Raw genomic sequence first — 22,905 nt, 5'->3', positions numbered from 1 at the left:
CCCAATGCGTTTGCAGCTTGGGTCAGGCCTCAAATTCAATGACCCAACGACCGCTTCATTGCCCCCGCTGTCCTCGTAAACGCTCACTTCTATTCAACAACCATGACATCAGCAGCCCTGGAATCAGGAAGCCTGACGAGACCAGAACCCCGTGAAGTATATGCGTCAGAGGTTCATCGAGAGTGGCAACAAACTTCATGGGCGAAGCGAACGGGGATAGCTGCAAGAACAAGACAAGCAGCACCACACAAGGCCAGGTCAAACTCACGCCACGTTGCCTACTTAGCCGCCATGCATAGGCTGCCAGCACGGCTGAAAAAGCGCCTTCGAGAATCCAGGAGGCAGTCCCCAGCTTGCCCCATAGGCCATAACCGTAATGCTCAACTGCGCGGGGATAAAGCGCCAGATCGCTGTTGTGCATCGGCCAGTCCGCGATGAAGTGAGAGAAAGCTGCCAGCGCTGCCACAATGGCTACTGGTCGATGCTTTACGAAAAGCAGTCCCCAAAGCACTGACCAGAACACAGCGGCAAGCAATGAGTGATCCCAGTCGATAAAGGTCAGATCGAAGAACAGATACGGCCCGCTGTTTAAATTCGGGGTGACGGTGTTGAAGCCAAGAATGATGAATATCCCATCCAGCAGATCCAGGAAGCCGACTCCCATCATGATGGGGAGCGCGGGGATCCTTGGATAGCGTGCCTTGATTGCCAGGCCTATGGCGAAGTGACCCACGTACATTCTACGTTCCTGATTCAGGTATGCCTGTCGTCTACAGGCCAGATGCGTCTGATACTATCCGAGCCTTCAAACCAAGATTGTCGGGTTTTGGCAATGTCTGAGTTGTCTGCTAAAGCTATTCCCTCATCCTTTTCCCTCCCCCCGGATGTGGACGCGATTTTGCTTGAGGCCTCGCGGGTCAGGACGTTGGTAAAATCAGAGGCAGTCTTCCCTCAAGGCTCTGAACCACTGGGAATGTTTCGTCTGATTCAAGGCACTTTGCGAGTGAGTAGCCTGGGCGCTAACGGACGCCAACTCTTTCTTACTCAATTGGTGTCCAGAGATTGGTTCGGAGAAGTGCCACTTTTAGATGGCTTACCCAGGACGTATGACGTTCGAGCCGCCTCGCAAGCGCGTATTGCAGTTCTTCCGGCAAGCGCATTCTGGCAAATCATTGAGCACCGACCGGATGTTCTGCTAGCCATTACTCGTTTGGTGTGTGGCAGATTTCGAATGGCGCTCGAGTGGGCCGGGAACACGATCCTGAATCCTCTGCCTGTCAGATTGGCTAACCGACTCATTGCCTTGGTCAAACGTCCAGGTATCGAAGAAGCGGCATACCTGAAGATAAGCCAGGAAAATATCGCCCAACAACTGGGCGTTTCTCGTCAGAGCGTCAACCGCCAGCTGAAAATGTGGGAAGCCGAAGGCGTTTTGGTCGTTCGATACGGTGCCGTCACAATTCTCGATCTGCAAAAACTCAGCAATGCAGCACGAGGGGATTAGCCTGGCGGCAAAGACTAATTACCGGCGGGTTACCCCAGCGACAGGGCAGGTTGGGCTGATCTTAGGCACGCGTTCCAAGCGCTGGAAAACTTATTGAATGTTGCTCTCAAGGGGTGATCTATAGGGGCGGCGTTTTTGAATGTTGCGAGGCTGTATTCATTGTCGTAGTGGGTGGTCACGGCGCCGCCATTCCGGGTGCCAATTGGGTTCACCACCCCATCAAAAGATTCAGGAAAAGTGGAAATGGAAAAAGAGGCTTTTTTGCAACTGCTTGCTGCCGAAGGGTTCGGCACCGTTGTTGAAGTTGAGCGCGAAGCGTTTGGTACGCTCGATTCGCATGCCCATAACTTCGAGGCGATGGCGCTGGTTTTGCACGGTAGTCTGGTCATCCGTAAATCTGATGGCGATTTCACCTACAACTCAGGAGATATTTTTCACCTGGAATGTAACCAACCCCATTCGGAAGTGTTTGGTGAGCATGGCGTACGGTACCTGGTGGGAAGAAAGTGACGAAGCTGGCATTTCAGCCTGGATTCAAGTGATGTCAGACGTACAGGAAAGACCATGTTCGAACATCTCGACCTCAACGCGCTGATCGCCGCCTACGGCTATTGGGTGATTTTCCTGGGCTGTTTGCTGGAAGGCGAAACAGTGCTGATCCTTGGCGGTATGGCGGCGCACCAAGGTGCTCTGCAGTTGCTGCAAGTGATCGGCTTGGCCACGTTGGGCGGTATGCTCGGCGATCAGTTGCTATTCTGGACCGGACGTTATTCCGGGGAGCGTCTGCTGCCCAAGCTCAAGCGTCACCAATCTGCCATTAAGCGGGTCGAGGGTCTTATCCAGCGTTACCCCACGACCTCGGTATTCGCTGTTCGCTTTCTCTACGGCATGCGCCTGGTGGGGCCTATGGTGATAGGTGCAAGTCGCCTGTCGCCTTGGCGTTTCGCGCTGATCAATGTGCTGAGCGCGGCAGTCTGGGCGACCCTGTTCGTCTGCGCCGGCTATTGGGCCGGAGAAGCGTTACAGCATTTACTTGGTGACCTGAAGCCGTATCGCCTGCCGATCTTCCTCGCGGTGGTAGCACTGGTGACTGTTGCGGCGTTGGTGCGGTATCTGCGCCGCCGATCCAGGGCGACGCATGATTGAGGTGGTGGAGTCGGCATGCAAGGCTGTAGCGCGCCTGCGCACTGCCGTGCAGTGCTCAGCACCTCACTCTTTCGGAAAGTCCGCGCCGATGCTGATGTCACGAACCTGCTCGATCTGCTTCAAGCGTGCCTGACGATCAGCCACCACGGCGTCATATCCCCAGCTGCCCAATACAAGATGACGCGGCGCATTGGCTTTTTGGGTCAGGGCGATCATCGCCTCTGCGGCGCGTACCGGGTCCCCGGCCTGATTGCCGCTCGATTGTCTGGTCGACTCCAGACGCTTGGTGGCAGTGTCCTTGTAGTCGTCGATACGCGATGGCGTCTGGCGTAGTGAGCGTCCCGCCCAGTCGGTGCGAAACGGCCCCGGCTCTACGCACGTGACGGAAATCCCCAGTGGCTTGACCTCCGCGAGCAGCGCGTCAGAAAAACCTTCGACGGCGTGCTTGGAGGCTGCGTAGTAGCCTGATCCTGGAAAGCCGATCAGGCCGGCAACCGAAGTGATATTGATGATGTGGCCGCTGCGTTGCTCACGCATGATCGGCAGCACGGCGCGGGTGATGGCGAACAGACCAAACACGTTGGCATCGAACTGGGCACGGATTTCAGCGTCTTCGCCTTCTTCGATCGAGCTCTGATAACCGTAACCTGCGTTGTTGACCAGCACGTCGATTTTGCCGAACTGCGACTTCGCGGCGGCCACGGCGGCTTCTATCTGGTCTGCCTTGCTGACGTCGAGGTCGACAGCCAGTACCTGGCCTTGCGTGCCCTCGGCCAGGTCAGCGACTCGCGACTTGTCCCTGGCCGTTGCGACGAGACGCCAGCCGCGAGCGATGACGAGTTTGGCCAGTTCGCGGCCGAAGCCGGTGGAGCAGCCGGTGATGAGCCACACCGGGGTATTGGTCGATTCGCTTGCCATGTCATTTTCTCCTTCATAAGGGGGACTGATGCTTGTGACAGGGCATAACGGGTGTCGTTTCATTGAGTCGCCGGTCGGAATCACGCCTCGGCAAGCGGGTTTTCAGGAACGCTTCTCATCGCTGCCTGCTGAGCCAGAAACAGCTGTTAAATCAGTTTTTTGGCGCTAGAATCGGCGCGCCTTAAGAAGTCTGGCCGATATCCACCGGATATCAGCCATAAGCCTTGGTGCAGATGGCGCAGCCTCTGTCAGGCTTTTTTTATTGCCTGTATTTCGGGTGTAAACTTGCCTTTCGCGCACTGGCGCTTTCAGGTCCCGTGAACATGACACAGATCTCCGAACGTTTCCTGGTGCAGGCGCATCTTGATGCCAAACAGCCCAGGACGTTGAGCCCGGCAGAGCAGGCGCGTTACCGTGCCGACATTGCAGAGGAACTCAAGAAGCAGGACGCCGTGCTGGTCGCTCACTATTATTGTGATCCGGTTATCCAGGCGCTGGCCGAGGAAACCGGTGGTTGCGTGGCCGACTCTCTGGAAATGGCGCGCTTCAGCAATAACCATGCGGCCAGCACTGTGCTGGTGGCGGGTGTACGTTTCATGGGCGAAACCGCGAAAATTCTCAACCCGGAAAAACGCGTGTTCATGCCGACACTCGAAGCCACCTGCTCGCTCGATGTGGGGTGCCCGGTCGACGAGTTCTCCGCTTTTTGCGATCAGCACCCGGAGCGTACCGTGGTGGTGTATGCCAACACCTCGGCAGCCGTCAAAGCCCGTGCGGACTGGGTGGTGACCTCTGGCTGCGCGCTGGAGATCGTCGAGAGCCTGATGGACAACGGTGAGAAAATCATCTGGGCGCCAGACAAGCACCTGGGTCGTTACATTCAGCGTGAAACCGGTGCCGACATGCTGCTGTGGGACGGTGCCTGCATCGTCCACGAAGAGTTCAAATCCAAGCAGCTCGAAGACATGAAAGCCCTGTATCCCGAGGCGGCGATTCTGGTTCACCCGGAGTCGCCGGAAGCAGTCATCGAGCTGGCTGACGTGGTCGGCTCCACCAGTCAGATGATTGCCGCAGCGCAACGCTTGCCCAACAAGACGTTCATCGTCGCCACTGACCGGGGCATCTTCTACAAGATGCAGCAGCTGTGCCCGGACAAGATCTTCATCGAGGCGCCTACGGCCGGCAACGGCGCGGCGTGCCGGAGTTGTGCACATTGCCCGTGGATGGCGATGAATACGCTTGAGCGTACTTTGCAGTGCCTGCGTGAGGGCAGTAACGAGATAGTCGTCGACCCGGCGCTGATCCCCAATGCCGTGCGTCCATTGCAGCGCATGCTGGACTTCACCCAGGCTGCGCGCTTGCGACAGGCTGGCAACGCCTGACAGCAGTGATGAAAAAGCCCGACTAAAGTGTCGGGCTTTTTCATTGCCGGTCGTATCGGGCGCCTCGCGGCGCCGGACGATCAGTTCATCATGTCCTTGACCATCCGCTCCTGCTCGATCAAATCCTTTTGCCGCGCATCGATACGTGATGCCAGCTGAAAATTATTGGCCGCACGGCGTTTAGCGAAGTCCAGTTGCTGGATCGCCTGACGGAAATCGCCGACCAGCGCAAAGTATTCGGCGCGCGCCTGATGCAGGCCGATGGTGTTGCCGTTCAGGCCACGCGTTTCCGCCACGACGTACCAGATGTCCGGATCATCCGGGCGGGTCTTGAGCAGCGCTTCAAGGCTTTTCTCGGCTTCGGCGGTGCGGTTCTGCTTGAGCAGCACGTCGATACGCACGTCATTGAGCGGATAATTGCCGGGGTACAGCGTCAGCATGCGATCGACACGCTGCTGCGCATCGGCCAGCCGGTTATTGGTGATGTCCAGGTCGATCTGCGTCAGGTTATAGGTAATGTCGTTCGGCGCTTTTTCGAGCAGTGGCTTGAGGGTTTCCCTGGCCTCGTTCAGTTGTCCGCCCTTGATCTGCGCGATGGCCAGGCCATAGCGCGCCGGATCGGATTTCGGGTTTTCAACCAGTTGCGCACGGAAGCGTTTGGCGGCGATGCCTGGGGTTTCTTCATAGATCAGTGCCACACGGGCGCGCATCAGTTGATACAGCAGGCTGTCTTCCTTGCCGCCCGGTTTGGCCTGCTCGGCACGGTTGCGTGTATCGGCGATCCGCGACTCGCTGACCGGGTGAGTCAGCAAAAACTCCGGAGGCCTGGCGTCGAATCGATATTGGCGCATGAGGCGTTCGAACATGGTTGGCATGTTGCGCGGGTCATAACCGGCCTTCTCCAGGTTGAGAATGCCGATGCGGTCGGCCTCCTGCTCGTTCTGGCGCGAAAAGCGCCGTTGTTCCTGGATCGCGGCAGCCTGTGAGCCGGCGATGGTGGCGATACCCGCATCACCGGCGCCTGCGGCTGCCATGACGATACCCGCCAGCATCGCGGCCATGACCGGCACTTGCATGCGCTGCTGGGCCTCGATGCCCCTGGCGAAGTGGCGCTGCGACAAGTGAGCCAGTTCGTGAGCCAGTACCGAGGCATACTCGCCCTCGGTCTGAGCATTGAGAAACAGACCACCGTTGACGCCGATGATGCCGCCGGGTGCGGCAAAGGCGTTGAGTTGCGGGCTGTTGATCAGGATGAATTCAAGCCGCCGGTCCTGAACCTGACTGGTCTCGGCCAGGCTGTAGACCGAAGTTTCGACGTAGTCCTTGAGCTGCGGGTCCGACAGCTGCGCCACTTGGCCGCGCAGCAACCCCAGCCACGCACGGCCCAGACGGTGCTCTTGTTCGGGGGAGACAATCGAGGAGCTGGCGTCACCAAGCGAGGGGAGGTCATCCGCCATGCCGTGTGTAGCGAACAGGCAGGCTAGGGTGAGCAGTGTAGGACGCAAAAAATTCATGCACGAAGCTCTGGTCAGAAGAACCTGTACTGTAGCTGGCTCGATGGCGTGCTGACCAGAGTGAGGTATTCTTGCCGCCTTGTTCGTCCTGCCTTTTCGGACCTGCTTTGTAATTCGATGTGTCCGCCTGGAGATAAACGATGTCTGACGCTGTAGAGCGCCCCGAGGCCTGTGACGCCGAACTGGATGCCAGTGGTCTCAACTGTCCGCTGCCCCTGCTGAAAGCCAAGATGGAGCTCAACCGCCTGGCCAGCGGCGCGGTGCTGAAAGTAATTGCCACCGATGCCGGTTCGCAGCGCGATTTTCGAACTTTTGCCAGGCTCGCCGGGCACGAGTTGCTGCATGAAGAGTTCGATGCCGGCATTTATCGTTACTGGCTGCGCAAGGCCTGACCCACTGCAGCGTTTTTTTCCGAAAAGGATGTTTGATGTTCAATGTGCTTCGCAATTGGGTGCAACGCTACTTCTCTGACGAGGAGGCGGTGGTCCTGGCGGTTTTGCTGTTTCTGGCGTTCACCCTTGTCCTGACGCTGGGCGGCATGCTGGCGCCGGTCATCGCCGGTCTGGTGCTGGCATTTCTGATGCACGGCCTGGTCAGTGTTCTGGAACGCCTGCGCATGCCTGAAGTGGCCGCTGTCGGTCTGGTGTTCACCCTGTTCATCGGCGTATTGCTGGTGTTCCTGCTGGTATTGGTGCCGCTGCTCTGGCACCAGCTGATCACCTTGTTCAACGAAGCCCCGGGCATGCTTGCCAAATGGCAATCGGTGCTGCTGTTGCTGCCCGAGCGTTACCCGCATCTGGTGTCCGACGAGCAAGTGCTGCTGGCCATCGAGGTTGCCCGTGGTGAAGTGGGCAAGATCGGCCAGTTGGCGCTGACGTTCTCGATTTCCAGCCTGCCGTTGCTGGTCAACCTGATGATCTATCTGGTGCTGGTGCCGATTCTGGTGTTCTTCTTCCTCAAGGATCGGCACATGATCGGCCGCTGGGCGCGCGGCTATCTACCCCGTGAGCGCGCCCTGATCAACCGGGTGGCGGATGAGATGAAGCGCCAGATTGCCAACTATATTCGTGGCAAGGTCATCGAGATTTTTATCTGTGGTGGCGTGACCTACATTGCTTTCGCCGCGCTCGGGCTCAATTACGCGGCGCTGCTGGCAATGCTGGTCGGCATATCGGTGGTCGTGCCTTATGTCGGCGCGGTAGTGGTCACCGTGCCTGTGGCGTTGATCGGTCTGTTCCAGTGGGGCTGGGGCGATCAGTTCATCTACCTGATGATCGCTCACGGCATCATTCAGGCGCTGGATGGCAACGTGCTGGTGCCGCTGCTGTTTTCCGAGGCTGTCAATCTGCACCCGGTCGCAATCATCTGCGCCGTGCTGCTGTTCGGGGGACTGTGGGGGTTCTGGGGGATTTTCTTTGCGATTCCGCTAGCCACGCTGTTCAAAGCCGTGCTCGACGCCTGGCCGCGCAATGAGCCGACGGTAGCCCCATTACTTTGACGGTATAGCTGCGACAGCAGGGCTGAATCGCTGCGGCACCTTGCGCGCCGCAGCGGGGCACGCTGATCAGCCTTTGTTCAGGGCTTCGGCCTGCGCCAATACTTCAGCCACATGGCCAGGCACTTTCACGCCGCGCCATTCCTGACGCAGTACGCCTTCCTTGTCGATCAGGAAGGTGCTGCGGTCGACGCCCAGGTATTCCTTACCGTAGAGCTTCTTGAGCTTGATGACGTCGAACAGCTGGCAGACGGCTTCGTCCTTGTCCGAAATCAGCTCGAACGGGAAAGACTGCTTGGCCTTGAAGTTTTCGTGGGTCTTCAGGCTGTCGCGGGAAACACCAAGGACAACCGTATTGGCTGCCTGAAACTGCGCGATATGGTCACGAAAGTCCTGGCCCTGCGTGGTGCAGCCGGGCGTGTTGTCTTTCGGATAGAAATAAATCACCACCTGCTGACCCTTGAGCGCAGACAGCTCGACAGTCTGTCCGCTGGTAGCGGGTGCCTGAAAATCGGGAACCGGATGATCTACTGTGACAGTCATGAGGACTCCTTACATTGGGGCTTGTGGGCGCCAGGGTTCGATCAGTGCGTCCAGATTCAACGCGTCGGCGAAATCGAGGAATTGATCACGCAACCAGCTGATCTGTGTCCCGGCAGGCAGTGTCACCGTAAACGTGGCATTGAGCATGGTGCCGCCGGTCTGCGGAGCCTGATAGGTGTCGCAGATCAGGTTCTCCAGCTCGACGTTGTGGTCGATGAAGAACTGGCACAGCTCATTGATGATGTCCGGGCGGTACGCCGAGCTGACGTACGCCACGTAGGGCAGGGCCTCAGGACGGTTCTCCAGCGTGGCGCTGCGCACGACGCTGGTCGTGAACGCATGCTTCTTGGAGAGGCTCGACAGACCGGTTTCAAGGCGCGCCAGAGCGTCCCAACTGCCCGACACCTGAAGAATCAGCGCACTGCACTCGCCGTGGCGGGTGAGACGCGAGGTGACGACCGAGCAGCGGTTTTCATGGCTGGCGCGGCACAGGACGTTGGTCAGCTCCATGGGGTTTGCGCCAAGGGCACTGATGACAAGGAATTGTTCGCGAACTGTGGGGGTGGACGACATGCAGCATTCCTAGACGATGAGCGGTCGGTACTTTTTCGGACTTGCGGGGCTGTTTCGACAATCGATGGCGCAAGATTACTTGCCGGGTCCCTCGGCGCCTGGCTCGCATGGATATACCATGACTGGGCTGGAGTGCGCTGGGGCGGGGCTTCTGGCGACAAATTCGACCGATTGAGCGAGGTGCGCAGGTGACCAGTACCGATCAAAGGACGAAGGGTAGCGAAAACCATCGCTCAGGGGAATGCTCAGAGCGCGGTACTTCGCTTGTACAAGGCTGATAGCGCCAGTACCATTACGGCTCTCTTTTTCCGGCAGGAGCGGTTGCATGATTGCGGGCAGTATGGTGGCACTGGTCACACCAATGGATGCACAAGGTCGTCTGGACTGGGACAGCCTGAGCAAACTGGTTGACTTCCACTTGCAAGAGGGCACCCACGCCATTGTTGCCGTAGGCACCACCGGTGAATCGGCGACGCTGGATGTGAACGAACACATCGAAGTCATCCGCCGGGTGGTCACTCAGGTTGCAGGTCGCATTCCGGTCATCGCCGGTACCGGCGCCAATTCGACGCGTGAAGCCGTCGAACTGACCACCAACGCCAAAAATGCGGGTGCCGACGCGTGCCTGCTGGTGACGCCTTACTACAACAAGCCGACTCAGGAAGGCCTGTTCCAGCATTTCAGCCACATCGCCAATGCTGTCGACATTCCGCAGATCCTCTACAACGTGCCGGGCCGTACGGCCTGCGACATGCTGCCAGAGACCGTTGCGCGTCTGTCGACGGTAAAAAACATCGTTGGTATCAAGGAAGCCACCGGCAACCTGCAACGCGCCAAGGACATCCTGGCCAGCGTCAGCAGCGATTTTGTGGTGTACTCCGGCGACGACGCTACAGCAGTCGAATTGATGCTGCTGGGCGGCAAGGGCAATATTTCCGTCACCGCCAACGTTGCACCGCGCGCCATGAGCGATCTGTGCGCAGCGGCCATGCGTGGCGATGCGCAAACGGCCCGGGCGATTCACGAAAAGCTCATGCCGCTCAACAACACCCTGTTCATCGAATCCAACCCTATCCCCGTGAAGTGGGCATTGCATGAAATGGGTTTGATGCCAGACGGTATCCGTCTGCCGCTTACCTGGCTCAGCGAAGCCTGTCATGAACCGCTGCGTCAGGCCATGCGCCAGTCCGGCGTCCTGGTTTAATTGAGGAAGTATCACGCAATGAAGCGATTGGCCGGACTTTCCGCACTTGCTCTTATTATCTCCAGCACCAGCGGTTGCGGTTGGCTCTGGGGCGAAGATGGTTACTTCCGTGATCGCGGCAGTGATTACCTCCAGGCGACCCAGACCCCACCCATGCAGTTGCCTGCCGATGTTACGGGCGTCAAGCGTCTGGATCCTTTGCTGCCGATCCCGCGTAACGTGGCTGACAGCACCCAGAAAGACGGCGAGTACATCGTGCCCCGTCCTCAGCCGCTGGGCACGACTTCCGAGTCGAGCGACTTCAGCCTGCAGAAGAGTGGTGATGCGCACTGGATCCTGGCTCAGCGTCAGCCAGCCGAAGTCTGGCCGGTGGCCCACCAGTATTTCGAAGACAACGGTTTCCGTATCGCCGAAGAGCGTCCACAGACGGGCGAATTCAGCTCCTCGTGGCAGCGCCTCGATGAGCTGTCCGCTTCGGTGGCCAAGCGTCTTAGCGCTGCCGGCGTATCGGCCGACTCGGAAACCCGTGTACGGGTTCGCATCGAGCCGGGCGTGCAGCGCAATACCAGTGAAGTCTACGTGGTCAGCGTCGAGCGTCCTGCCGGCAGCACTGCCGACGTGGCCTTCCCGACGCGCACCACCAACCTGGGCCTTGATGCCGCACTGACCGACGATCTGCTGGCCAGCATGGGCCGCAACGCCGAGAAGGGCGGTTCGATTTCCCTGCTGGCGGCACGTGACTACGACACTCCAAGCCGTGTTGCCTTGAGCGAAGACGGCAGCGGCAACCCGGTCTTGAACCTCGGTGCCGATCTGGACCGCGCATGGTCGAGCGTCGGCCGTGCGCTGGATCAGGGCGACTGGCGTGTCGAGGACATCAACCGCAGCCTGGGTCTGTACTACATCAACCTGGCTGAAAAAGCCAAGACGCCTGAAAACGAGCCTGGTTTCTTCGGCCGCATGTTTGGCAGCAAGTCGACCAAGGAAGAGATTGATGCCCGCGCCGAGCGCTATCAGGTCCGCCTGAGCAAGGTCGGTGACAACGTTCAAGTGACCGTCGAGAAGAACATCAACACCGTCGCACCTGCGGATATCGCACGTCGGGTGTTGAGCGTTATTCAAGACAACCTGGGTTAAGTGCGTTTCGCGGTTCTCGGCAGCGGCAGTCGTGGCAACGGCACGCTGGTCGCAAGCAACGATACGTACGTACTGGTCGATTGCGGTTTCTCCCTGCGGGAAACCGAGCGGCGCCTGGCTCGGCTGGGCGTCTCGGCAAGCCAGCTGAGCGCCATACTGGTGACCCACGAACATGCCGATCATGTGCATGGCGTGGGTTTGCTGTCGCGGCGCTACAATGTGCCGGTCTACCTCAGCAGCGGGACGTTGCGCGGAATGCGCAAACCGGTGGAAATTGCCGGCCTGCTGGCAGGCGGGGAGAGTCTGCAGATCGGCGCACTGGACATCGATGTGGTGTCGGTCGCTCACGATGCACTGGAACCGACGCAGTTCGTCTTCAGTGACGGCAAGCGCCGCTTTGGCCTGCTGACCGACCTTGGTTCTTACTGCTCCAACGTATTACAGCGTTATCAAGGCCTGGATGCCTTGATGATCGAGGCCAATCACTGTCGCGACATGCTTGCCCGAGGCCAGTATCCGGTCTTTCTCAAGCAACGCGTCGGCTGTGAAACCGGTCATTTGAACAACCATCAGGCCGCCAGCCTGGTGAGCGAACTGGGATGGCAGGACCTTCAGCACCTGGTGCTGGCGCATCTCAGCAGCAAGAACAACCTGCCGCACCTGGCCCGGCAATGTTTCGTCGACACCCTCGGGTGCGACCCGGACTGGCTGCAACTGGCCGATCAAGATTCAGGGCTCGACTGGCGACATATCGCCTAGCCCAACTACTTAGCAAGCGGAGCCCATCATGGAAAAACGTGAAGAACTCTACCGCGGCAAAGCCAAATCGGTTTACAAGACCGACGACGCTGACCGCTTGATCCTGCTGTTCCGCAACGACACCTCGGCGTTCGACGGCAAGCGCATCGAACAGCTCGACCGTAAAGGCATGGTGAACAACAAGTTCAACGCCTTCATCATGCAGAAGCTTGAAGAAGCGGGTATTCCCACCCAGTTCGACAAGCTGCTGGGCGACAACGAGTGCCTGGTCAAGAAGCTCGACATGATCCCGGTCGAATGCGTTGTGCGTAACTACGCCGCTGGCAGCCTGGTCAAGCGTCTGGGCATCGAAGAGGGCACCAGGCTCAACCCGTACACCTTCGAACTGTTCCTCAAGGACGACGCCAAGGGCGACCCGTTCATCAACGAATCCCACGTTGTGGCGTTCGGCTGGGGCACCGCCGAGCAACTGGTTCGCATGAAAGAGCTGTCGATCAAGGTCAATGACGTGCTGACCAAACTGTTTGACGACGCCGGCCTGCTGCTGGTCGACTTCAAACTCGAATTCGGCGTATTCCACGGTGAAATCGTCCTCGGCGACGAATTCAGCCCGGACGGCTGCCGCCTCTGGGACAAGGACACCCGCAAGAAAATGGACAAGGACCGCTTCCGCCAGGGTCTGGGCGACGTCATCGAAGCCTACGAAGAAGTCGCAAACCGTCTGGGCGTGCCGCTGTAAGCGGAAAAAACACGCAAGCGCTTGATAGCACGAAAAAAAACAGCAGAAGGGCTTCGCCTTCTGCGTTGATGCTGTTATGATGCGCGCCGTTGGAGAGATGCCAGAGTGGCCGAATGGGACGGATTCGAAATCCGTTGTACCTTCACCGGTACCTAGGGTTCGAATCCCTATCTCTCCGCCATTATTTGAAAAGCCCTGTGAATATTTGATTCACGGGGTTTTTTGTTTTCTGCGTATGTCACCTGGTTAACTCAATCTGTAGATTTTGCGTCATTTTCCCCCAGGTAGAGATGATTGAGCAGTACGCCGCATGCCAGTAGCGAATTCTGAAGTTGTACGGTTCCCTCCAGCGCCTCTCGAACCCAGCACGCCGGGTAGTCTTTCTGTTTGTGCCTGAAGCCTTCGACCTTGCCACCCCTGTTGTCATCTATGAATGAAATCGACGCATTGTGAACGATCAGCTGATGATGCTTCACCATGTTCATGAAGGCGTGTGTGTATCCAAACCACTCTGATGTGAGTGCGTCATTCAGGCGATCTTTAAGCTCTCCGGCTGGGAGGGCATCCTTGACGTTGTGGATGTAGAAAGCTCCTGTGAGCGGTACTGGCACCACAAGGCCATTCAGCAACTGCCCGAAGCTGTCATACGAGTTGCGAGTAATTGCGATGCAGGCAATCAGGTTGGCTTCACTGATTAAGCCCGCTTCATGAACGACTCCGTCATCGTCATCACACCCGAATATTCGTTCAGCAAACTTTATTCCGTGAGGATCGTTTTCTGCGTTGAATGCAGTGAAGGCATCGCGAGCGAGGCACTTGTGATAGGTGAAGATATCGCGTGATCGACCAAGCGAGTTGATGATCTGAATAAGCCTCTTGCTTGTGCCAGGCTGGCGAATCTTGACCTGTGCCCGCAACGCTTGCAGGTTCCATGCTTCACTCATATTCATTCCGTAACAAGTTGTATTGATCCAGTTTAGTCCGACTCGCTGCCCAGCAGGCGCGTGTGATGCGTTCGGTACGTCCTGATTGTCTAGGTTTTGTACGAAAAGTCGGTGCGGGTAGAATTGCCGCCATGATTGGCTGGAGGCCCGCATGGCAAAGCGTTACGAACTCTCCGACGCATCGTGGGAATTGATCAAAGACCTGGTTTCTCCAGAGCAGAAAATGGGTCGCCCACGCAGTGATGATCGCCTGGTATTGCATGGAATCCTTTGGATCCTGTGCTCGGGCGCTGCGTGGCGCGATCTTCCTGAGCGCTTTGGGCCTTGGTCAACGGTGTATCAGCGTTTTCGTGACTGGCGCGACGACGGCACGTTCGACCGAATACTGGAGCGCTTGCATATTCGACTGAACCGGGAAGGACTGATCGATCTGGACACCTGGATGATCGATTCCACGGCGGTACGTGCAACCCGAGCCTCTTCAGGCGCCGGGAAAAAGGGGGGGCTGAAGAACCGCTAGACCATGCCTTGGGACGCAGTCGAGGCGGCCTTACTACCAAGATTCACATGGTCTGCGACGCCAATGGTGTTCCCTTACGTTTCATCCTTTCGGCGGGGCAAGCCAGCGATATCGCTCACGCCCAGCCGCTGCTGGATCAGGTGCGAATTCCCGGTAAGCCGGGGCGACCACGCAAGCGTAGTCGCTGGTTACTGGCTGACAAAGGCTATGACGCAGAACACCTGCGACAGTACTGCGACCGTTACCGAATGCAGCCGGTGATTCCGCTGCGCGCCATGCCACGCAAACCCCGGCCAGGCTTGCCCCGGCTCTTTGATCGTCCAAAGTACCGGCAGCGGAACATCATTGAGCGGATGTTTGGCTGGCTAAAGGAGAACCGCAGAATAGGCACTCGCTACGACAAGCTGGCCAGGAGCTTTGCAACCATGGTCACGCTGGCCTGCAGCCTACGTTGTATGCGGCAATACTTTTCGTACAAAACCTAGGAAGCTGCAAGCAGACCAAGGACGCGCTGGGCTGGTAATCTGAGAGCAATTTCAGTTACAGTTTTCTTTTTTTAATTTTGTGAAAAGCAGGGAGCTTCTATGTCTTTTGATGCATTTATGAAGGTTGATGGTGTTGAGGGCGAATCCCTTGACGACGGGCACAAAGGTTGGGTCGAACTGCTGTCCTATCACTATGATGCCATGCAGTCTATAAGTCAGACTGCTAGCTCTAGCGGGGGAGCTACCGCTGGAGGCGTTTCCCTTGGCGATTTCCAAATTAGCAAATATGTGGATAGAGCTACCCCGAAGCTATTTGAGCTTTGCTGCAGGGGTTCACATATAAAAAATGTGACCATCCGAATCCATCGGGCGGGGGCTGAAAAATTTAAGTATCTGGATATAGTGCTTGAAGAGGTATTGATCTCAATGGTTAGCGGGCAGGGTGCCGAACAATCCGGCTTCCCTGTAGAAGTAGTTACTCTAAATTATGGCCGCATCAAATTTGAATACTCACAGCAGCGACGTGCTGATGGTGGGAATGCTGGTATCGTTTCTGGCGGTTGGGACAGGACTGCTAATAAGCCATTTGCGTAAGGAAACGCAGTATGTCCGATGATGGAAGTTTTCGCGTAATCCTAAATACTGCCCAAATGGCGGCAGTTCTGACGCATGAATCTCTTACGCCTGCCGAGATCATGTCAAATCGTATATTTGGTAGCTTGAGGCTGGTAGGAGGAATTATCGAACTGGCTGGCTCTGGCGTGCTGTGTGCTTTGCCTGAGCCAACAATGATTTCAAAAGTGGGATGCGTAGCAATGGGTGTACACGCATCCGATCAGTTAGCAGCCGCTACAAATCAGGTCGTAACGGGTGTGGAAACTAATTCCTATGCCTTTAAGGCGGGATCTTCTGCCGCCGAAGCTCTGGGCGCATCTCGAACCACTGGTCAAGTGATTGGGTTGGCTACTGAGTTCGTAGTTCCTCTAACTACTGCATCCATATACAATGCATTTCGAGTTTCATCAATACGCGCTGGTAGGATGTCCGTCATTACGAGTGAAAAAGAAAAGCACGCTCCAAATAACGGTCCCGGCGGTCATACAGAACGTGACCATTTATACAAAGATGTTCCTGCATTACAGAAGCGGTTGAAAAAATTTCGTACCGCTCAAGCAATGACTCAGTTTTCCAGTATGGATTCCGCTGAATGGGCAGTAAGTCAGGTTTTAAAATCTAATAGGCTGAAGATTCAAATGTATTCTAAAGCCAAATTTTTACTGAAAAAACAACGTCTTATTATGACTATGGAGCTTAATAAAGTCGTTGGTAATGGCGTTATGCGTTCGGCTCCTGACAAATTGGTAGATATGACTAAGGTGAGGGTTATCATCCAGTTTGAAGAATATAACTTTATGCCTGCTTACATCGTAACTGCTTTTCCCATTCCGTGAGGCATAAATGAAAGAGTATAATAGCCTTATTAAATTTATGCTTGATCTAGGTACGGCTATTCAGGATTATCTTCCTGAAGATCAGCGTACTAGTCCTATGTCTCTTATAGATTTTCTTGAAGCTTGGACGGGCAAAAAGTCTTACAACGAAATATGCATGTTAAGAAGCGATATCAGATCATACCTTCGTAAGCATACTCAGGGGGATTACTCGGTTGATGAACTGTTCCTTTACTACGATATCGGTTTCGTAGAAGAGCGGTTTGGTTGTGAGGACTCAGAATTGTTAGCTCAAATTCTCGGTCTGCTTGAAGTGCATATTGAATCCAGAAGAAAAAAAGCTTTAAAAAAATATTTCGGTTGGGTTGGTTTTAAATAGGAAGTGGCATGAAGATTTGGGCGTGTGCGAAGAATTTTAACGGCTTCATAAATCGCGAGGACGGTCGGTACAAGCTGTACTTCATCTGGAAAATTCTCAAGATGAAGCGAGAAAACCCCGCTGAACTCAGCGCTCTGACCTTCTTCAGTACCCATTCCCGTGAGGACAAGCGCCGTGAAATGGTTGCCGTTAAGAACGGGTACTTTCGCTACAAAAGCGCCGAAACGGTTAATTCACGATCTGGTGATAGCGACGGCGAGACACTTCCACAATCTTCAAAAAAAGGTTCCTTTTTTAAAATAATTTTGGTTCTGGTTCCTTCCATTTTGCTGTAATAGCCAATCCTTTCATTGCTTTCATTGATTATGTACACACGGTTATTGTTAGAATGAGAACGCATTTTCTCAATTTTATAGCCTTGTTTCGTAATTTCTTCGTATAAATTCATAATGGTAATTAATTGTTGTGTAATCATCTTACCATTTATTAATTTTTTTCAAGTGATTGGCAGTAATTGGTCACTTATTTGATCAGCGGCTTTGGTTTCAGAGTATTAAAGTGTTTTATTAATTTATTTATACATGAAAAAAATAAAGCCCCTAATGAGGGGCGGACTTCTGTGCTCATGAAGGGCTAGTAGTTTGGGGGTGAGTGCAAGTTTTCCAATTTTTATCGGATCGTTTCCTGCAGTGAAGGTGATGAGGCGATAAGAGCGCTAATGACCATAAGTTATAACTCTGAAGGCTCTATAGGAGCATGATAAGTAACGCCTGCAGTTTTGGGCAATAAGCAGCGTTTTTCGCTGCCTATTACAAAAGCAGAAGGTATGTTCAGTGCAGTGATGCAACGCCTATTCTTTCAGGTTTCCTTGATATAGTCTTGAAGTGATGATTGAGGCCAGCCAGCCAAGTATAGGTACAAAAATCAAAGAGGCGATGAGCAGTACGCTGATTATCAATGTTTCTGCCTGCTCGGATCCATTGACGTTGAAGAGATTGGAGAGAGTTATATACAGCGTGTTACCGATAGAGGTTTCCAGCCCTTTTCGAACCAGTCCGCTTCCAATAAGGTATCGTGTGAGGAGCGACGCTATCAAAAAAACCGCGAAAGATTTTATGATCACTTTAACAATACTCATCATTTCCTTTCTCTCGGGTCTATTACGTCTAGAGTGCCGAAATATTTCTGTCCGGATCCTTGAATTGAGCATCAAGCGCTTCGCCGGGGATACCTTCTATTTTCAAATAAGCGTCAAAAGCCATGAGTTTTTCTTCCTTCCATGTTGGGTGTTTAGTTTTCAGTGCGGTACGTTAGAACAATAATGATTGTGTGCGCAAAAATAATTGAATTGAACCGTATCCTGGACGGTTCATATGTCACGTTCTTGTTTGAATTTAGCCGCCGGTCAACTGGTTGACTGATACGATTGCCCATACTGGATCATACCTAGCCCTTTTTATGTAAGACTAATCTGCTGACCGTGTGCGTATTTTCTTGTTTGAACATTTTGTCCAGTGTCGCCCAACAACCTGCACCGTACTCACAGATACCAAAATTCGAGGTTTGCGACTCAAGCCGTGGCTGTGCGGAGCATCGTCACATACCCGTAATTAGTCGGCTCCGCATGGCGCGCGGTAGCAAACCCTCGTAAGAAATCTCTGAGAAAGATGACCGCTTACCAGTCGATGAAGTGTCTATCAACAAAGGTATGCTCGATTGAGCCCTGCGTGGCAAGAGCGCAAGACGCAGGGCTACAGGCGCGGGGCCTAGCGGAATTGATCCGGGATTTTTGCAGTGTTCAGGCGCTCGTTCCGCTCATGCAGTACGCGAACAATGAATACGACCTGAGTGCGAACCACATAGCTCACTACGAAGGGGTAGCGGGTAAGCACCAGCTCGCGCACGTCCGGGGTTTGGGAAGGGCGTCCCATCCCCGTAAACGTTGCAAGCTGCTCAATGGATTCCAGAATGGTATTTACGACTTCGTCAGCTCTCTGGTGGCCCATCAGCCCCGCGTAATGCTCATGAATCGCTTCCAGATCGCTATCGGCTTTTTCACTTAACTCGATTTGCGGCACGTGCTACCCACTTGGCTTTAACGGTTTCCAGATCGATCGTCTTCCCTGCATCGATGTCGGCCAAGCCTTCATCAATGGCTTTCAAATGCCACGCTTCTGCTTCAACGTAGCGAGACAGAGCACGTTTCAGGTGGTACTGACGATCACGGTCCGTGGCAAGGGCAAGCTGGTCGAGCATTTCGACCAAGCCTTCTTCTACTCGGAATGACAGAACAGGCGATGCCATATTGGCCTCCACGGCTGCTAGCTGTAAACAATGTATACAAAAAATTAAGCGGTATACTCAGTGTACTTGCTCACGCACGGGGTCTGTCAATGTTCAGTCAAAACAGATTTTACTGAGAGTTTACTTTTATCGGCTTCTCATCCATCTAGCGGTTCAGTCAGATGCCGTACAAGCCTATCCCTGAGGACTTCCAACGCGTCGTCATTCAGACCCAACTGCTCACGGCAAGGATATGGCTGCGCTGACATAGTTGCCGGTGCCCGGCTGAAAGGCAGCTTTCACCGCGAGACCAGCCGAGACACCGCTCGAACGCGGCGTCCCGGCCAGTAGGTCAAGCGCGGTAGGGCGCGTAGTCGATGTAGCCGTGCGCATCACCACCGTAGTAGCTGTCACGGTCCGGGGTCGTCAGGGGCCAGCCGTTTTTCAGGCGGGCGACAAGGTCTGGGTTGCCGATGAAGGGCTGGCCAAACGCAGCAAGGTCGATCAGGTTTTCTTCCAGCAGCGCATCAGCGCGTTCACGGGTCATGTCGCCGGCGAGGATCAGCGCGGTGTTGCCCAGTTCGGCCTTGCAGTGCTTGAGCAGTTTGCGTAATGCCTGCTCCTGCGCGGCGGAGCTTTCGCCGGCCATGAAGAAGTGCGTCTGGTCCATGACGTGTACATAGGCGATGCCGCGTTCGCGCATGCCTGCACACAGCGCCGAGTAGGTTTCGTCGATCTCCGGGTAGAGCGGCATATCGAACAACTGACCATAGGGCGAGATGCGAATACCAACGCGGTCGGCACCGATTCTGGCGCAAGCGGCATCGACCACTTCGAAGACGAAGCGCAGGCGATCTTGCAGGTTGCTCGCGCCGTACTGATCGGTGCGATCGTTGACCAGCGGGTTGAGGAACTGCTCCAGCAGGTAACCATTGGCGCCGTGAATTTCTACGCCGTCGAAACCGGCGTCGATCGCATTCTGCGCGGCCTGGGCGAAATCCTCGACGACTCGCGCCACTTCTTCGGTGGTGAGCGGGCGCGGCACGGAGGTAGGCACGAAGCCGGGTTCGCCGTCTTCGCCATAAGCGAATGCGACTGCGCCCTGTGCTTGTTTGGTGGTGGCGCTGACCGGTGCTTTGCCGTCGATCTGGATCGAGGTGTGGGACACCCGGCCAACGTGCCAGAGCTGCGCGAACATGCGACCGCCGACGCTGTGGACCGAGTCGGTCACCAGCTTCCAACCCTTGATCTGCTCCGGTGTATAGATGCCTGGATTGAACAGGTAGCCCTGGCCTTCACGGGAGATCGGCGTACCTTCCGACACGATCAGGCCGGCGGTGCCGCGCTGGGTGTAGTGCAGCGCGATCTGTTCGGTGGCGATGTCCTCGGGGGCACGCGAGCGGGTCATTGGCGCCATGACGACGCGGTTGCTGAGGGGCGTGTTGCCGAGTTTGAATTCATTGAACAGAGTCAAGGCAGTCTCTCCTGTGGAGGGGGAATCAAAAGGACAATGACGGCAGCAGCCTTGGGGGAGGCGGCTGTCAGGGGATGACTGACGACGCGTCAGCAGCAGCGCAACGATCACTCCGAAGCCCATTAGCCACCCGCCAATTTGCCCAGCAGGGATGTTGCGAACGCCATCATCAGGACTGATAGTCCGAGCGTTAGGTGTTGTCCGGGGCCAGTGCAGCGCTGTATGAGGCTTAACTCCGAACAGGTTTTGACATAGTCTATTGGAGAAATGGCGTTTTATTTTTGCTGGTTTCTATCAAGTGAGTGGAATGGAATTCAATAATCGGAGCGTTTATGTTTTCGTCTGAGCGACTCAAGGGTATCGATGTGTTCGTCATCGTCGCCGACATGGGCAGCTTCACGGCCGCAGCTGAACGGTTGAACCTGACCAACTCGGCGATCAGCAAGAGCATTGCGCGATTGGAAGGGCGTCTGCGCACCCGGTTGTTTCAGCGCACCACGCGTCGGCTGTCGCTCACCGAGGCAGGGGAAACCTTCTACCGTACCTGCACGACGGTCCTTTCGGATCTGGAGGAAGTCGAGATTGCGCTGACTTCGACCCAGACCGAGCCACAGGGCAAAGTGCGTATTGATTTGCCTGCTTCGTATGGGCGTTTACATGTCCTGCCGTTGATTCTTGATTTCATGAAGCAGCACCCCAGGTTGCAGCCCCATGTGTCTTTTTCCGATCGGTACGTCGACCCGGTGCACGAGGGCATCGATATCGTCGTCAGGATTGGTGGTTCAGATGCCTGGCCAGCCGCCATGGCTCATCAGTTTTTTGGAACGCAGAAGCTGATTTTCTGCGCGTCACCCGAGTATGTGAACCAACACGGCGAGCCCAAAACGGTGTCGGACCTCGATGATCACCAGTGCATCGGCTATGGGCAAAATGACGGTATGGCGATCCCCTGGTATTTCAAGGGCCGCCAAGCGGGGGACATGGAGCGCAGGATCATGCATCCGCACATTGCCGTGGGAGACGGAGAGGGTGAGGTGATGGCGGTGTTGGCGGGGCTTGGCATCGCTCAACTACCGACCTGGCTGGTCCAGGTGCATCTGAACAGCGGCAGGCTGGTGGAGGTGCTGCCGGATCTTGCCACCGAAGGCCTTCCGATGAATCTTGTCTGGCTTCGAAGTCGCGAGGCGCTGCCAAAAGTCAGCGCGTTGGTCGCCTACCTGGGAGCCAATCTCACGCCTGCCGGGCGTGTTGAGCGGGCTTGAATAATCATTGAATCGGGGATGATCGCAAAGCCGCTGACAACCCAGAAGCGCGAAGCTGTCCCTGTCTCCTCAGCCTGACGTAATGGAAAACTCGGGGAGGATGTGCTCCTGGAGTTCATCGATCACCTCCACAGAGGGACGCCGCGTGGGCTTGAGGTTCAATGCGACATGATTGATCCCGGCTTCGCGCTGCCGCGAGAAGAAGTCTTTCAGCGCCTTTCGACCGCCCTTTAGCACTCGACCCGTTTGTAGCGGCGCGTCAGGATTGGTGTCGAGGTCGAACATCGCGCCGTAGCCGAAAGGCACGAATCCTCTGGAAGCGGTTGCCTCACGCCAATGCGGCACAGCCTCCGGCATGCGCAGCGCGTCGCCATGCCAGATCCAGGCATCTACATTGGCTGCAAGCCACTCCAGGCTCTGTCCAGCGCGACCGATAGCAATGATAGGGACCCGTTGAGCTGCGGGTTTGGGTACCAGATCGATATCGCCCCGCAACTGGCCGAAATGCTGTGTCTTCAGGCGCGGAAATGACTCTGAAATCAGCGTTTTGATCAGCGTTAGCGCTTCCCGATAGCGTTCCGCTCGGCTGGCAAAGTCGACCCCGAAAGCCGGGTACTCTGTTGCCCGGTCACCCGAAGCCATGCCAGCGAGAAAGCGGCCTCCCAAGAGTTGGTCCGCCGTAGCGATCTGCTTGGCGGTGATAACCGGCTCTCGCAACGGGCTGACGATGCCGGCAGTGCCGATGGCGATTCTATGAGTGAGCGCTGCCAGCCAGCCCGCGTACACCAGCGGATCGAGGACCTGGCCGGTATCGCCAAATGACGGATCGTAAAACGGCACATCGCGCAGCCACAGCGCCGCAGCATCGCTCTGATCGAGGCGCTGCACGATCTCGGCTTGGTCCTCCAGGCTGGGAAAAGGGCCGTCAGGATAGCCGCGCGCGGGCGAGATGAATCCGATGGTCAACTGATCGGGCTGGAATGTACCGCTGAACACCGTATGGTTCTCCAGGCCGAGCGATTGATTGTTCTGAGTCATCGTTTTACTCCGTTTCGGAAATCGATCATTCGATTCTATAGATGACCTTTAGGCGGATCTCCGATCTTTTGGATCAGTCATTGTGAAAAAAAATCACCAATATTCGGTCTGCAACACTTAACCGAGCCACTGGCATCCCGCGCAGAGTAGAAACA

General features: G+C 55.7%; 27 protein-coding genes, 1 tRNA gene and 1 pseudogene. 17 read left to right on the top strand and 12 right to left on the bottom strand.

The annotated features are described in order from the left end of the window. Positions 1-55: 55 nt before the first annotated feature. Positions 56-739: a hypothetical protein gene (locus JOE29_RS17005; protein WP_024648310.1), complete on the bottom strand. Its 684-nt coding sequence runs from the start codon at positions 737-739 to the stop codon at positions 56-58. A 93-nt stretch (positions 740-832) separates the two neighbouring features. On the opposite strand from JOE29_RS17005, the gene JOE29_RS17000 reads away from it, so the two are divergent. The 3 genes from JOE29_RS17000 to JOE29_RS16990 all read left to right on the top strand — a co-directional run bounded on the left by JOE29_RS17000 (position 833) and on the right by JOE29_RS16990 (position 2,650). Then, complete coding sequence (locus tag JOE29_RS17000) at positions 833-1,504, top strand: Crp/Fnr family transcriptional regulator (RefSeq protein ID WP_170963876.1); 672 nt, start codon at positions 833-835, stop codon at positions 1,502-1,504. A gap of 243 nt (positions 1,505-1,747) precedes the next feature. Next, positions 1,748-2,014, top strand: a complete 267-nt coding sequence (locus tag JOE29_RS16995) for a hypothetical protein (protein WP_003345526.1) — start codon at positions 1,748-1,750, stop codon at positions 2,012-2,014. 54 nt (positions 2,015-2,068) lie between these two features. Further along, positions 2,069-2,650 (top strand): DedA family protein, encoded by a 582-nt coding sequence (locus JOE29_RS16990; protein ID WP_003390952.1) that lies wholly within the window; start codon positions 2,069-2,071, stop codon positions 2,648-2,650. Positions 2,651-2,713: 63 nt separating this feature from the next. Here JOE29_RS16990 and JOE29_RS16985 read toward each other — a convergent pair whose 3' ends face one another. After that, complete coding sequence (locus JOE29_RS16985; RefSeq protein WP_044311757.1) at positions 2,714-3,568, bottom strand: oxidoreductase; 855 nt, start codon at positions 3,566-3,568, stop codon at positions 2,714-2,716. Positions 3,569-3,891: 323 nt separating this feature from the next. On the opposite strand from JOE29_RS16985, the gene nadA reads away from it, so the two are divergent. Further along, the gene (nadA, locus tag JOE29_RS16980; protein ID WP_003345534.1) at positions 3,892-4,950 is read left to right on the top strand and encodes a quinolinate synthase NadA; all 1,059 of its coding nucleotides are present in this window, start codon (positions 3,892-3,894) and stop codon (positions 4,948-4,950) included. Positions 4,951-5,030: 80 nt separating this feature from the next. Here the strand turns inward: nadA and JOE29_RS16975 are convergent, their stop codons facing one another. Then, a complete protein-coding gene (locus JOE29_RS16975; protein ID WP_003409438.1) occupies positions 5,031-6,464 on the bottom strand; it encodes a M48 family metalloprotease in 1,434 nt (477 codons plus the stop codon). Positions 6,465-6,604: 140 nt separating this feature from the next. Here JOE29_RS16975 and JOE29_RS16970 point away from each other — a divergent pair, with 140 nt between their 5' ends. Together JOE29_RS16970 and JOE29_RS16965 are read left to right on the top strand one after the other, a co-directional pair. Further along, entirely contained in the window at positions 6,605-6,856 is a 252-nt protein-coding gene (locus JOE29_RS16970; RefSeq protein WP_003345538.1) for a sulfurtransferase TusA family protein, read from the top strand. Positions 6,857-6,891: 35 nt separating this feature from the next. Next, positions 6,892-7,962 carry an AI-2E family transporter gene (locus JOE29_RS16965; protein ID WP_003345540.1) on the top strand — a complete coding sequence of 357 codons (1,071 nt, stop codon included), beginning with the start codon at positions 6,892-6,894 and terminating at the stop codon, positions 7,960-7,962. Between the two features lie 66 nt (positions 7,963-8,028). On the opposite strand, the gene JOE29_RS16960 is transcribed toward JOE29_RS16965, so the two are convergent. Next, a complete protein-coding gene (locus tag JOE29_RS16960) occupies positions 8,029-8,502 on the bottom strand; it encodes a peroxiredoxin (RefSeq protein WP_003317382.1) in 474 nt (157 codons plus the stop codon). 9 nt (positions 8,503-8,511) lie between these two features. Further along, positions 8,512-9,075 carry a glycine cleavage system protein R gene (locus tag JOE29_RS16955; RefSeq protein ID WP_003317383.1) on the bottom strand — a complete coding sequence of 188 codons (564 nt, stop codon included), beginning with the start codon at positions 9,073-9,075 and terminating at the stop codon, positions 8,512-8,514. A 325-nt stretch (positions 9,076-9,400) separates the two neighbouring features. Here JOE29_RS16955 and dapA point away from each other — a divergent pair, with 325 nt between their 5' ends. The 5 genes from dapA to JOE29_RS16930 all read left to right on the top strand — a co-directional run bounded on the left by dapA (position 9,401) and on the right by JOE29_RS16930 (position 13,095). Next, positions 9,401-10,279, top strand: coding sequence for a 4-hydroxy-tetrahydrodipicolinate synthase (gene dapA / locus JOE29_RS16950; protein WP_210079721.1), 879 nt, complete (start codon positions 9,401-9,403; stop codon positions 10,277-10,279). A gap of 18 nt (positions 10,280-10,297) precedes the next feature. Then, positions 10,298-11,416, top strand: a complete 1,119-nt coding sequence (gene bamC / locus JOE29_RS16945) for an outer membrane protein assembly factor BamC (protein WP_003421238.1) — start codon at positions 10,298-10,300, stop codon at positions 11,414-11,416. Beyond that, positions 11,417-12,175 carry an MBL fold metallo-hydrolase gene (locus JOE29_RS16940; RefSeq protein WP_011267088.1) on the top strand — a complete coding sequence of 253 codons (759 nt, stop codon included), beginning with the start codon at positions 11,417-11,419 and terminating at the stop codon, positions 12,173-12,175. It abuts the gene before it with no gap. Positions 12,176-12,203: 28 nt separating this feature from the next. Further along, positions 12,204-12,914 carry a phosphoribosylaminoimidazolesuccinocarboxamide synthase gene (gene purC, locus JOE29_RS16935; RefSeq protein ID WP_003430849.1) on the top strand — a complete coding sequence of 237 codons (711 nt, stop codon included), beginning with the start codon at positions 12,204-12,206 and terminating at the stop codon, positions 12,912-12,914. A 91-nt stretch (positions 12,915-13,005) separates the two neighbouring features. Continuing rightward, positions 13,006-13,095: transfer RNA gene (locus JOE29_RS16930), tRNA-Ser, on the top strand. A gap of 70 nt (positions 13,096-13,165) precedes the next feature. Here the strand turns inward: JOE29_RS16930 and JOE29_RS16925 are convergent. Next, entirely contained in the window at positions 13,166-13,858 is a 693-nt protein-coding gene (locus JOE29_RS16925; protein WP_137983350.1) for a hypothetical protein, read from the bottom strand. A gap of 151 nt (positions 13,859-14,009) precedes the next feature. On the opposite strand from JOE29_RS16925, the gene JOE29_RS16920 reads away from it, so the two are divergent. From JOE29_RS16920 to JOE29_RS16900, 5 genes are all read left to right on the top strand, one after another. Continuing rightward, positions 14,010-14,863, top strand: a protein-coding gene (locus JOE29_RS16920; RefSeq protein WP_137983349.1) for an IS5 family transposase whose coding sequence is annotated in 2 segments (ribosomal slippage) — positions 14,010-14,364 and positions 14,364-14,863 — 855 coding nt in all. Because the reading frame shifts where the segments join, the coding sequence is not laid out codon by codon here. Between the two features lie 99 nt (positions 14,864-14,962). Then, positions 14,963-15,457 carry a type VI secretion system tube protein Hcp gene (locus JOE29_RS16915; RefSeq protein ID WP_137983348.1) on the top strand — a complete coding sequence of 165 codons (495 nt, stop codon included), beginning with the start codon at positions 14,963-14,965 and terminating at the stop codon, positions 15,455-15,457. Positions 15,458-15,468: 11 nt separating this feature from the next. Then, complete coding sequence (locus tag JOE29_RS16910; protein ID WP_137983347.1) at positions 15,469-16,314, top strand: RNase A-like domain-containing protein; 846 nt, start codon at positions 15,469-15,471, stop codon at positions 16,312-16,314. Positions 16,315-16,321: 7 nt separating this feature from the next. Continuing rightward, complete coding sequence (locus tag JOE29_RS16905) at positions 16,322-16,693, top strand: hypothetical protein (protein WP_137983346.1); 372 nt, start codon at positions 16,322-16,324, stop codon at positions 16,691-16,693. Positions 16,694-16,701: 8 nt separating this feature from the next. After that, positions 16,702-17,028, top strand: coding sequence for a hypothetical protein (locus tag JOE29_RS16900; RefSeq protein WP_137983345.1), 327 nt, complete (start codon positions 16,702-16,704; stop codon positions 17,026-17,028). Between the two features lie 515 nt (positions 17,029-17,543). Here the strand turns inward: JOE29_RS16900 and JOE29_RS16895 are convergent. The 5 genes and pseudogenes from JOE29_RS16895 to JOE29_RS16875 all read right to left on the bottom strand — a co-directional run bounded on the left by JOE29_RS16895 (position 17,544) and on the right by JOE29_RS16875 (position 20,450). Then, positions 17,544-17,834 carry a hypothetical protein gene (locus tag JOE29_RS16895; protein WP_058444049.1) on the bottom strand — a complete coding sequence of 97 codons (291 nt, stop codon included), beginning with the start codon at positions 17,832-17,834 and terminating at the stop codon, positions 17,544-17,546. A 52-nt stretch (positions 17,835-17,886) separates the two neighbouring features. Further along, positions 17,887-17,955 (bottom strand): annotated as a pseudogene (locus tag JOE29_RS16890) (Hcp1 family type VI secretion system effector); the annotation flags it as partial. Positions 17,956-18,459: 504 nt separating this feature from the next. Next, positions 18,460-18,771 (bottom strand): type II toxin-antitoxin system RelE/ParE family toxin, encoded by a 312-nt coding sequence (locus JOE29_RS16885; protein ID WP_080272563.1) that lies wholly within the window; start codon positions 18,769-18,771, stop codon positions 18,460-18,462. Next, entirely contained in the window at positions 18,749-18,997 is a 249-nt protein-coding gene (locus JOE29_RS16880; protein WP_003345556.1) for a ribbon-helix-helix protein, CopG family, read from the bottom strand. The genes JOE29_RS16885 and JOE29_RS16880 overlap by 23 nt, the downstream gene beginning before the upstream one ends. Before the next feature lie 331 nt (positions 18,998-19,328). Further along, the gene (locus tag JOE29_RS16875; protein ID WP_210079720.1) at positions 19,329-20,450 is read right to left on the bottom strand and encodes an alkene reductase; all 1,122 of its coding nucleotides are present in this window, start codon (positions 20,448-20,450) and stop codon (positions 19,329-19,331) included. A gap of 332 nt (positions 20,451-20,782) precedes the next feature. Here JOE29_RS16875 and JOE29_RS16870 point away from each other — a divergent pair, with 332 nt between their 5' ends. Then, positions 20,783-21,712, top strand: coding sequence for a LysR substrate-binding domain-containing protein (locus JOE29_RS16870; protein WP_210079719.1), 930 nt, complete (start codon positions 20,783-20,785; stop codon positions 21,710-21,712). Between the two features lie 69 nt (positions 21,713-21,781). On the opposite strand, the gene JOE29_RS16865 is transcribed toward JOE29_RS16870, so the two are convergent. Beyond that, complete coding sequence (locus tag JOE29_RS16865) at positions 21,782-22,750, bottom strand: LLM class oxidoreductase (RefSeq protein ID WP_010420457.1); 969 nt, start codon at positions 22,748-22,750, stop codon at positions 21,782-21,784. Positions 22,751-22,905: the final 155 nt, after the last annotated feature.

Origin of the sequence: Pseudomonas sp. PvP009 (assembly GCF_017832995.1) — a bacterium.
GTDB lineage: Bacteria > Pseudomonadota > Gammaproteobacteria > Pseudomonadales > Pseudomonadaceae > Aquipseudomonas > Aquipseudomonas syringae.
Note: the sequence above shows the minus strand (reverse complement) of the source record. Positions and strands in the feature narration are given on the sequence as shown.

What these genes read in the sequence shown, in the direction of transcription:
- JOE29_RS16990 (WP_003390952.1), top strand. Translation starts at nt 2,069, where the DNA reads ATGTTCGAACATCTCGACCTCAACGCGCTGATCGCCGCCTACGGCTAT.
- JOE29_RS16925 (WP_137983350.1), bottom strand. Translation starts at nt 13,858, where the DNA reads ATGAGTGAAGCATGGAACCTGCAAGCGTTGCGGGCACAGGTCAAGATT.
- JOE29_RS16865 (WP_010420457.1), bottom strand. Translation starts at nt 22,750, where the DNA reads ATGACTCAGAACAATCAATCGCTCGGCCTGGAGAACCATACGGTGTTC.
- JOE29_RS16975 (WP_003409438.1), bottom strand. Translation starts at nt 6,464, where the DNA reads ATGAATTTTTTGCGTCCTACACTGCTCACCCTAGCCTGCCTGTTCGCT.
- JOE29_RS16900 (WP_137983345.1), top strand. Translation starts at nt 16,702, where the DNA reads ATGAAGATTTGGGCGTGTGCGAAGAATTTTAACGGCTTCATAAATCGC.
- purC (WP_003430849.1), top strand. Translation starts at nt 12,204, where the DNA reads ATGGAAAAACGTGAAGAACTCTACCGCGGCAAAGCCAAATCGGTTTAC.
- JOE29_RS16970 (WP_003345538.1), top strand. Translation starts at nt 6,605, where the DNA reads ATGTCTGACGCTGTAGAGCGCCCCGAGGCCTGTGACGCCGAACTGGAT.
- JOE29_RS16955 (WP_003317383.1), bottom strand. Translation starts at nt 9,075, where the DNA reads ATGTCGTCCACCCCCACAGTTCGCGAACAATTCCTTGTCATCAGTGCC.
- dapA (WP_210079721.1), top strand. Translation starts at nt 9,401, where the DNA reads ATGATTGCGGGCAGTATGGTGGCACTGGTCACACCAATGGATGCACAA.
- JOE29_RS16905 (WP_137983346.1), top strand. Translation starts at nt 16,322, where the DNA reads ATGAAAGAGTATAATAGCCTTATTAAATTTATGCTTGATCTAGGTACG.
- JOE29_RS16965 (WP_003345540.1), top strand. Translation starts at nt 6,892, where the DNA reads ATGTTCAATGTGCTTCGCAATTGGGTGCAACGCTACTTCTCTGACGAG.
- JOE29_RS17000 (WP_170963876.1), top strand. Translation starts at nt 833, where the DNA reads ATGTCTGAGTTGTCTGCTAAAGCTATTCCCTCATCCTTTTCCCTCCCC.
- JOE29_RS16910 (WP_137983347.1), top strand. Translation starts at nt 15,469, where the DNA reads ATGTCCGATGATGGAAGTTTTCGCGTAATCCTAAATACTGCCCAAATG.
- JOE29_RS16960 (WP_003317382.1), bottom strand. Translation starts at nt 8,502, where the DNA reads ATGACTGTCACAGTAGATCATCCGGTTCCCGATTTTCAGGCACCCGCT.
- nadA (WP_003345534.1), top strand. Translation starts at nt 3,892, where the DNA reads ATGACACAGATCTCCGAACGTTTCCTGGTGCAGGCGCATCTTGATGCC.
- JOE29_RS16880 (WP_003345556.1), bottom strand. Translation starts at nt 18,997, where the DNA reads ATGGCATCGCCTGTTCTGTCATTCCGAGTAGAAGAAGGCTTGGTCGAA.
- bamC (WP_003421238.1), top strand. Translation starts at nt 10,298, where the DNA reads ATGAAGCGATTGGCCGGACTTTCCGCACTTGCTCTTATTATCTCCAGC.
- JOE29_RS16895 (WP_058444049.1), bottom strand. Translation starts at nt 17,834, where the DNA reads ATGATGAGTATTGTTAAAGTGATCATAAAATCTTTCGCGGTTTTTTTG.
- JOE29_RS16985 (WP_044311757.1), bottom strand. Translation starts at nt 3,568, where the DNA reads ATGGCAAGCGAATCGACCAATACCCCGGTGTGGCTCATCACCGGCTGC.
- JOE29_RS16870 (WP_210079719.1), top strand. Translation starts at nt 20,783, where the DNA reads ATGTTTTCGTCTGAGCGACTCAAGGGTATCGATGTGTTCGTCATCGTC.
- JOE29_RS17005 (WP_024648310.1), bottom strand. Translation starts at nt 739, where the DNA reads ATGTACGTGGGTCACTTCGCCATAGGCCTGGCAATCAAGGCACGCTAT.
- JOE29_RS16995 (WP_003345526.1), top strand. Translation starts at nt 1,748, where the DNA reads ATGGAAAAAGAGGCTTTTTTGCAACTGCTTGCTGCCGAAGGGTTCGGC.
- JOE29_RS16915 (WP_137983348.1), top strand. Translation starts at nt 14,963, where the DNA reads ATGTCTTTTGATGCATTTATGAAGGTTGATGGTGTTGAGGGCGAATCC.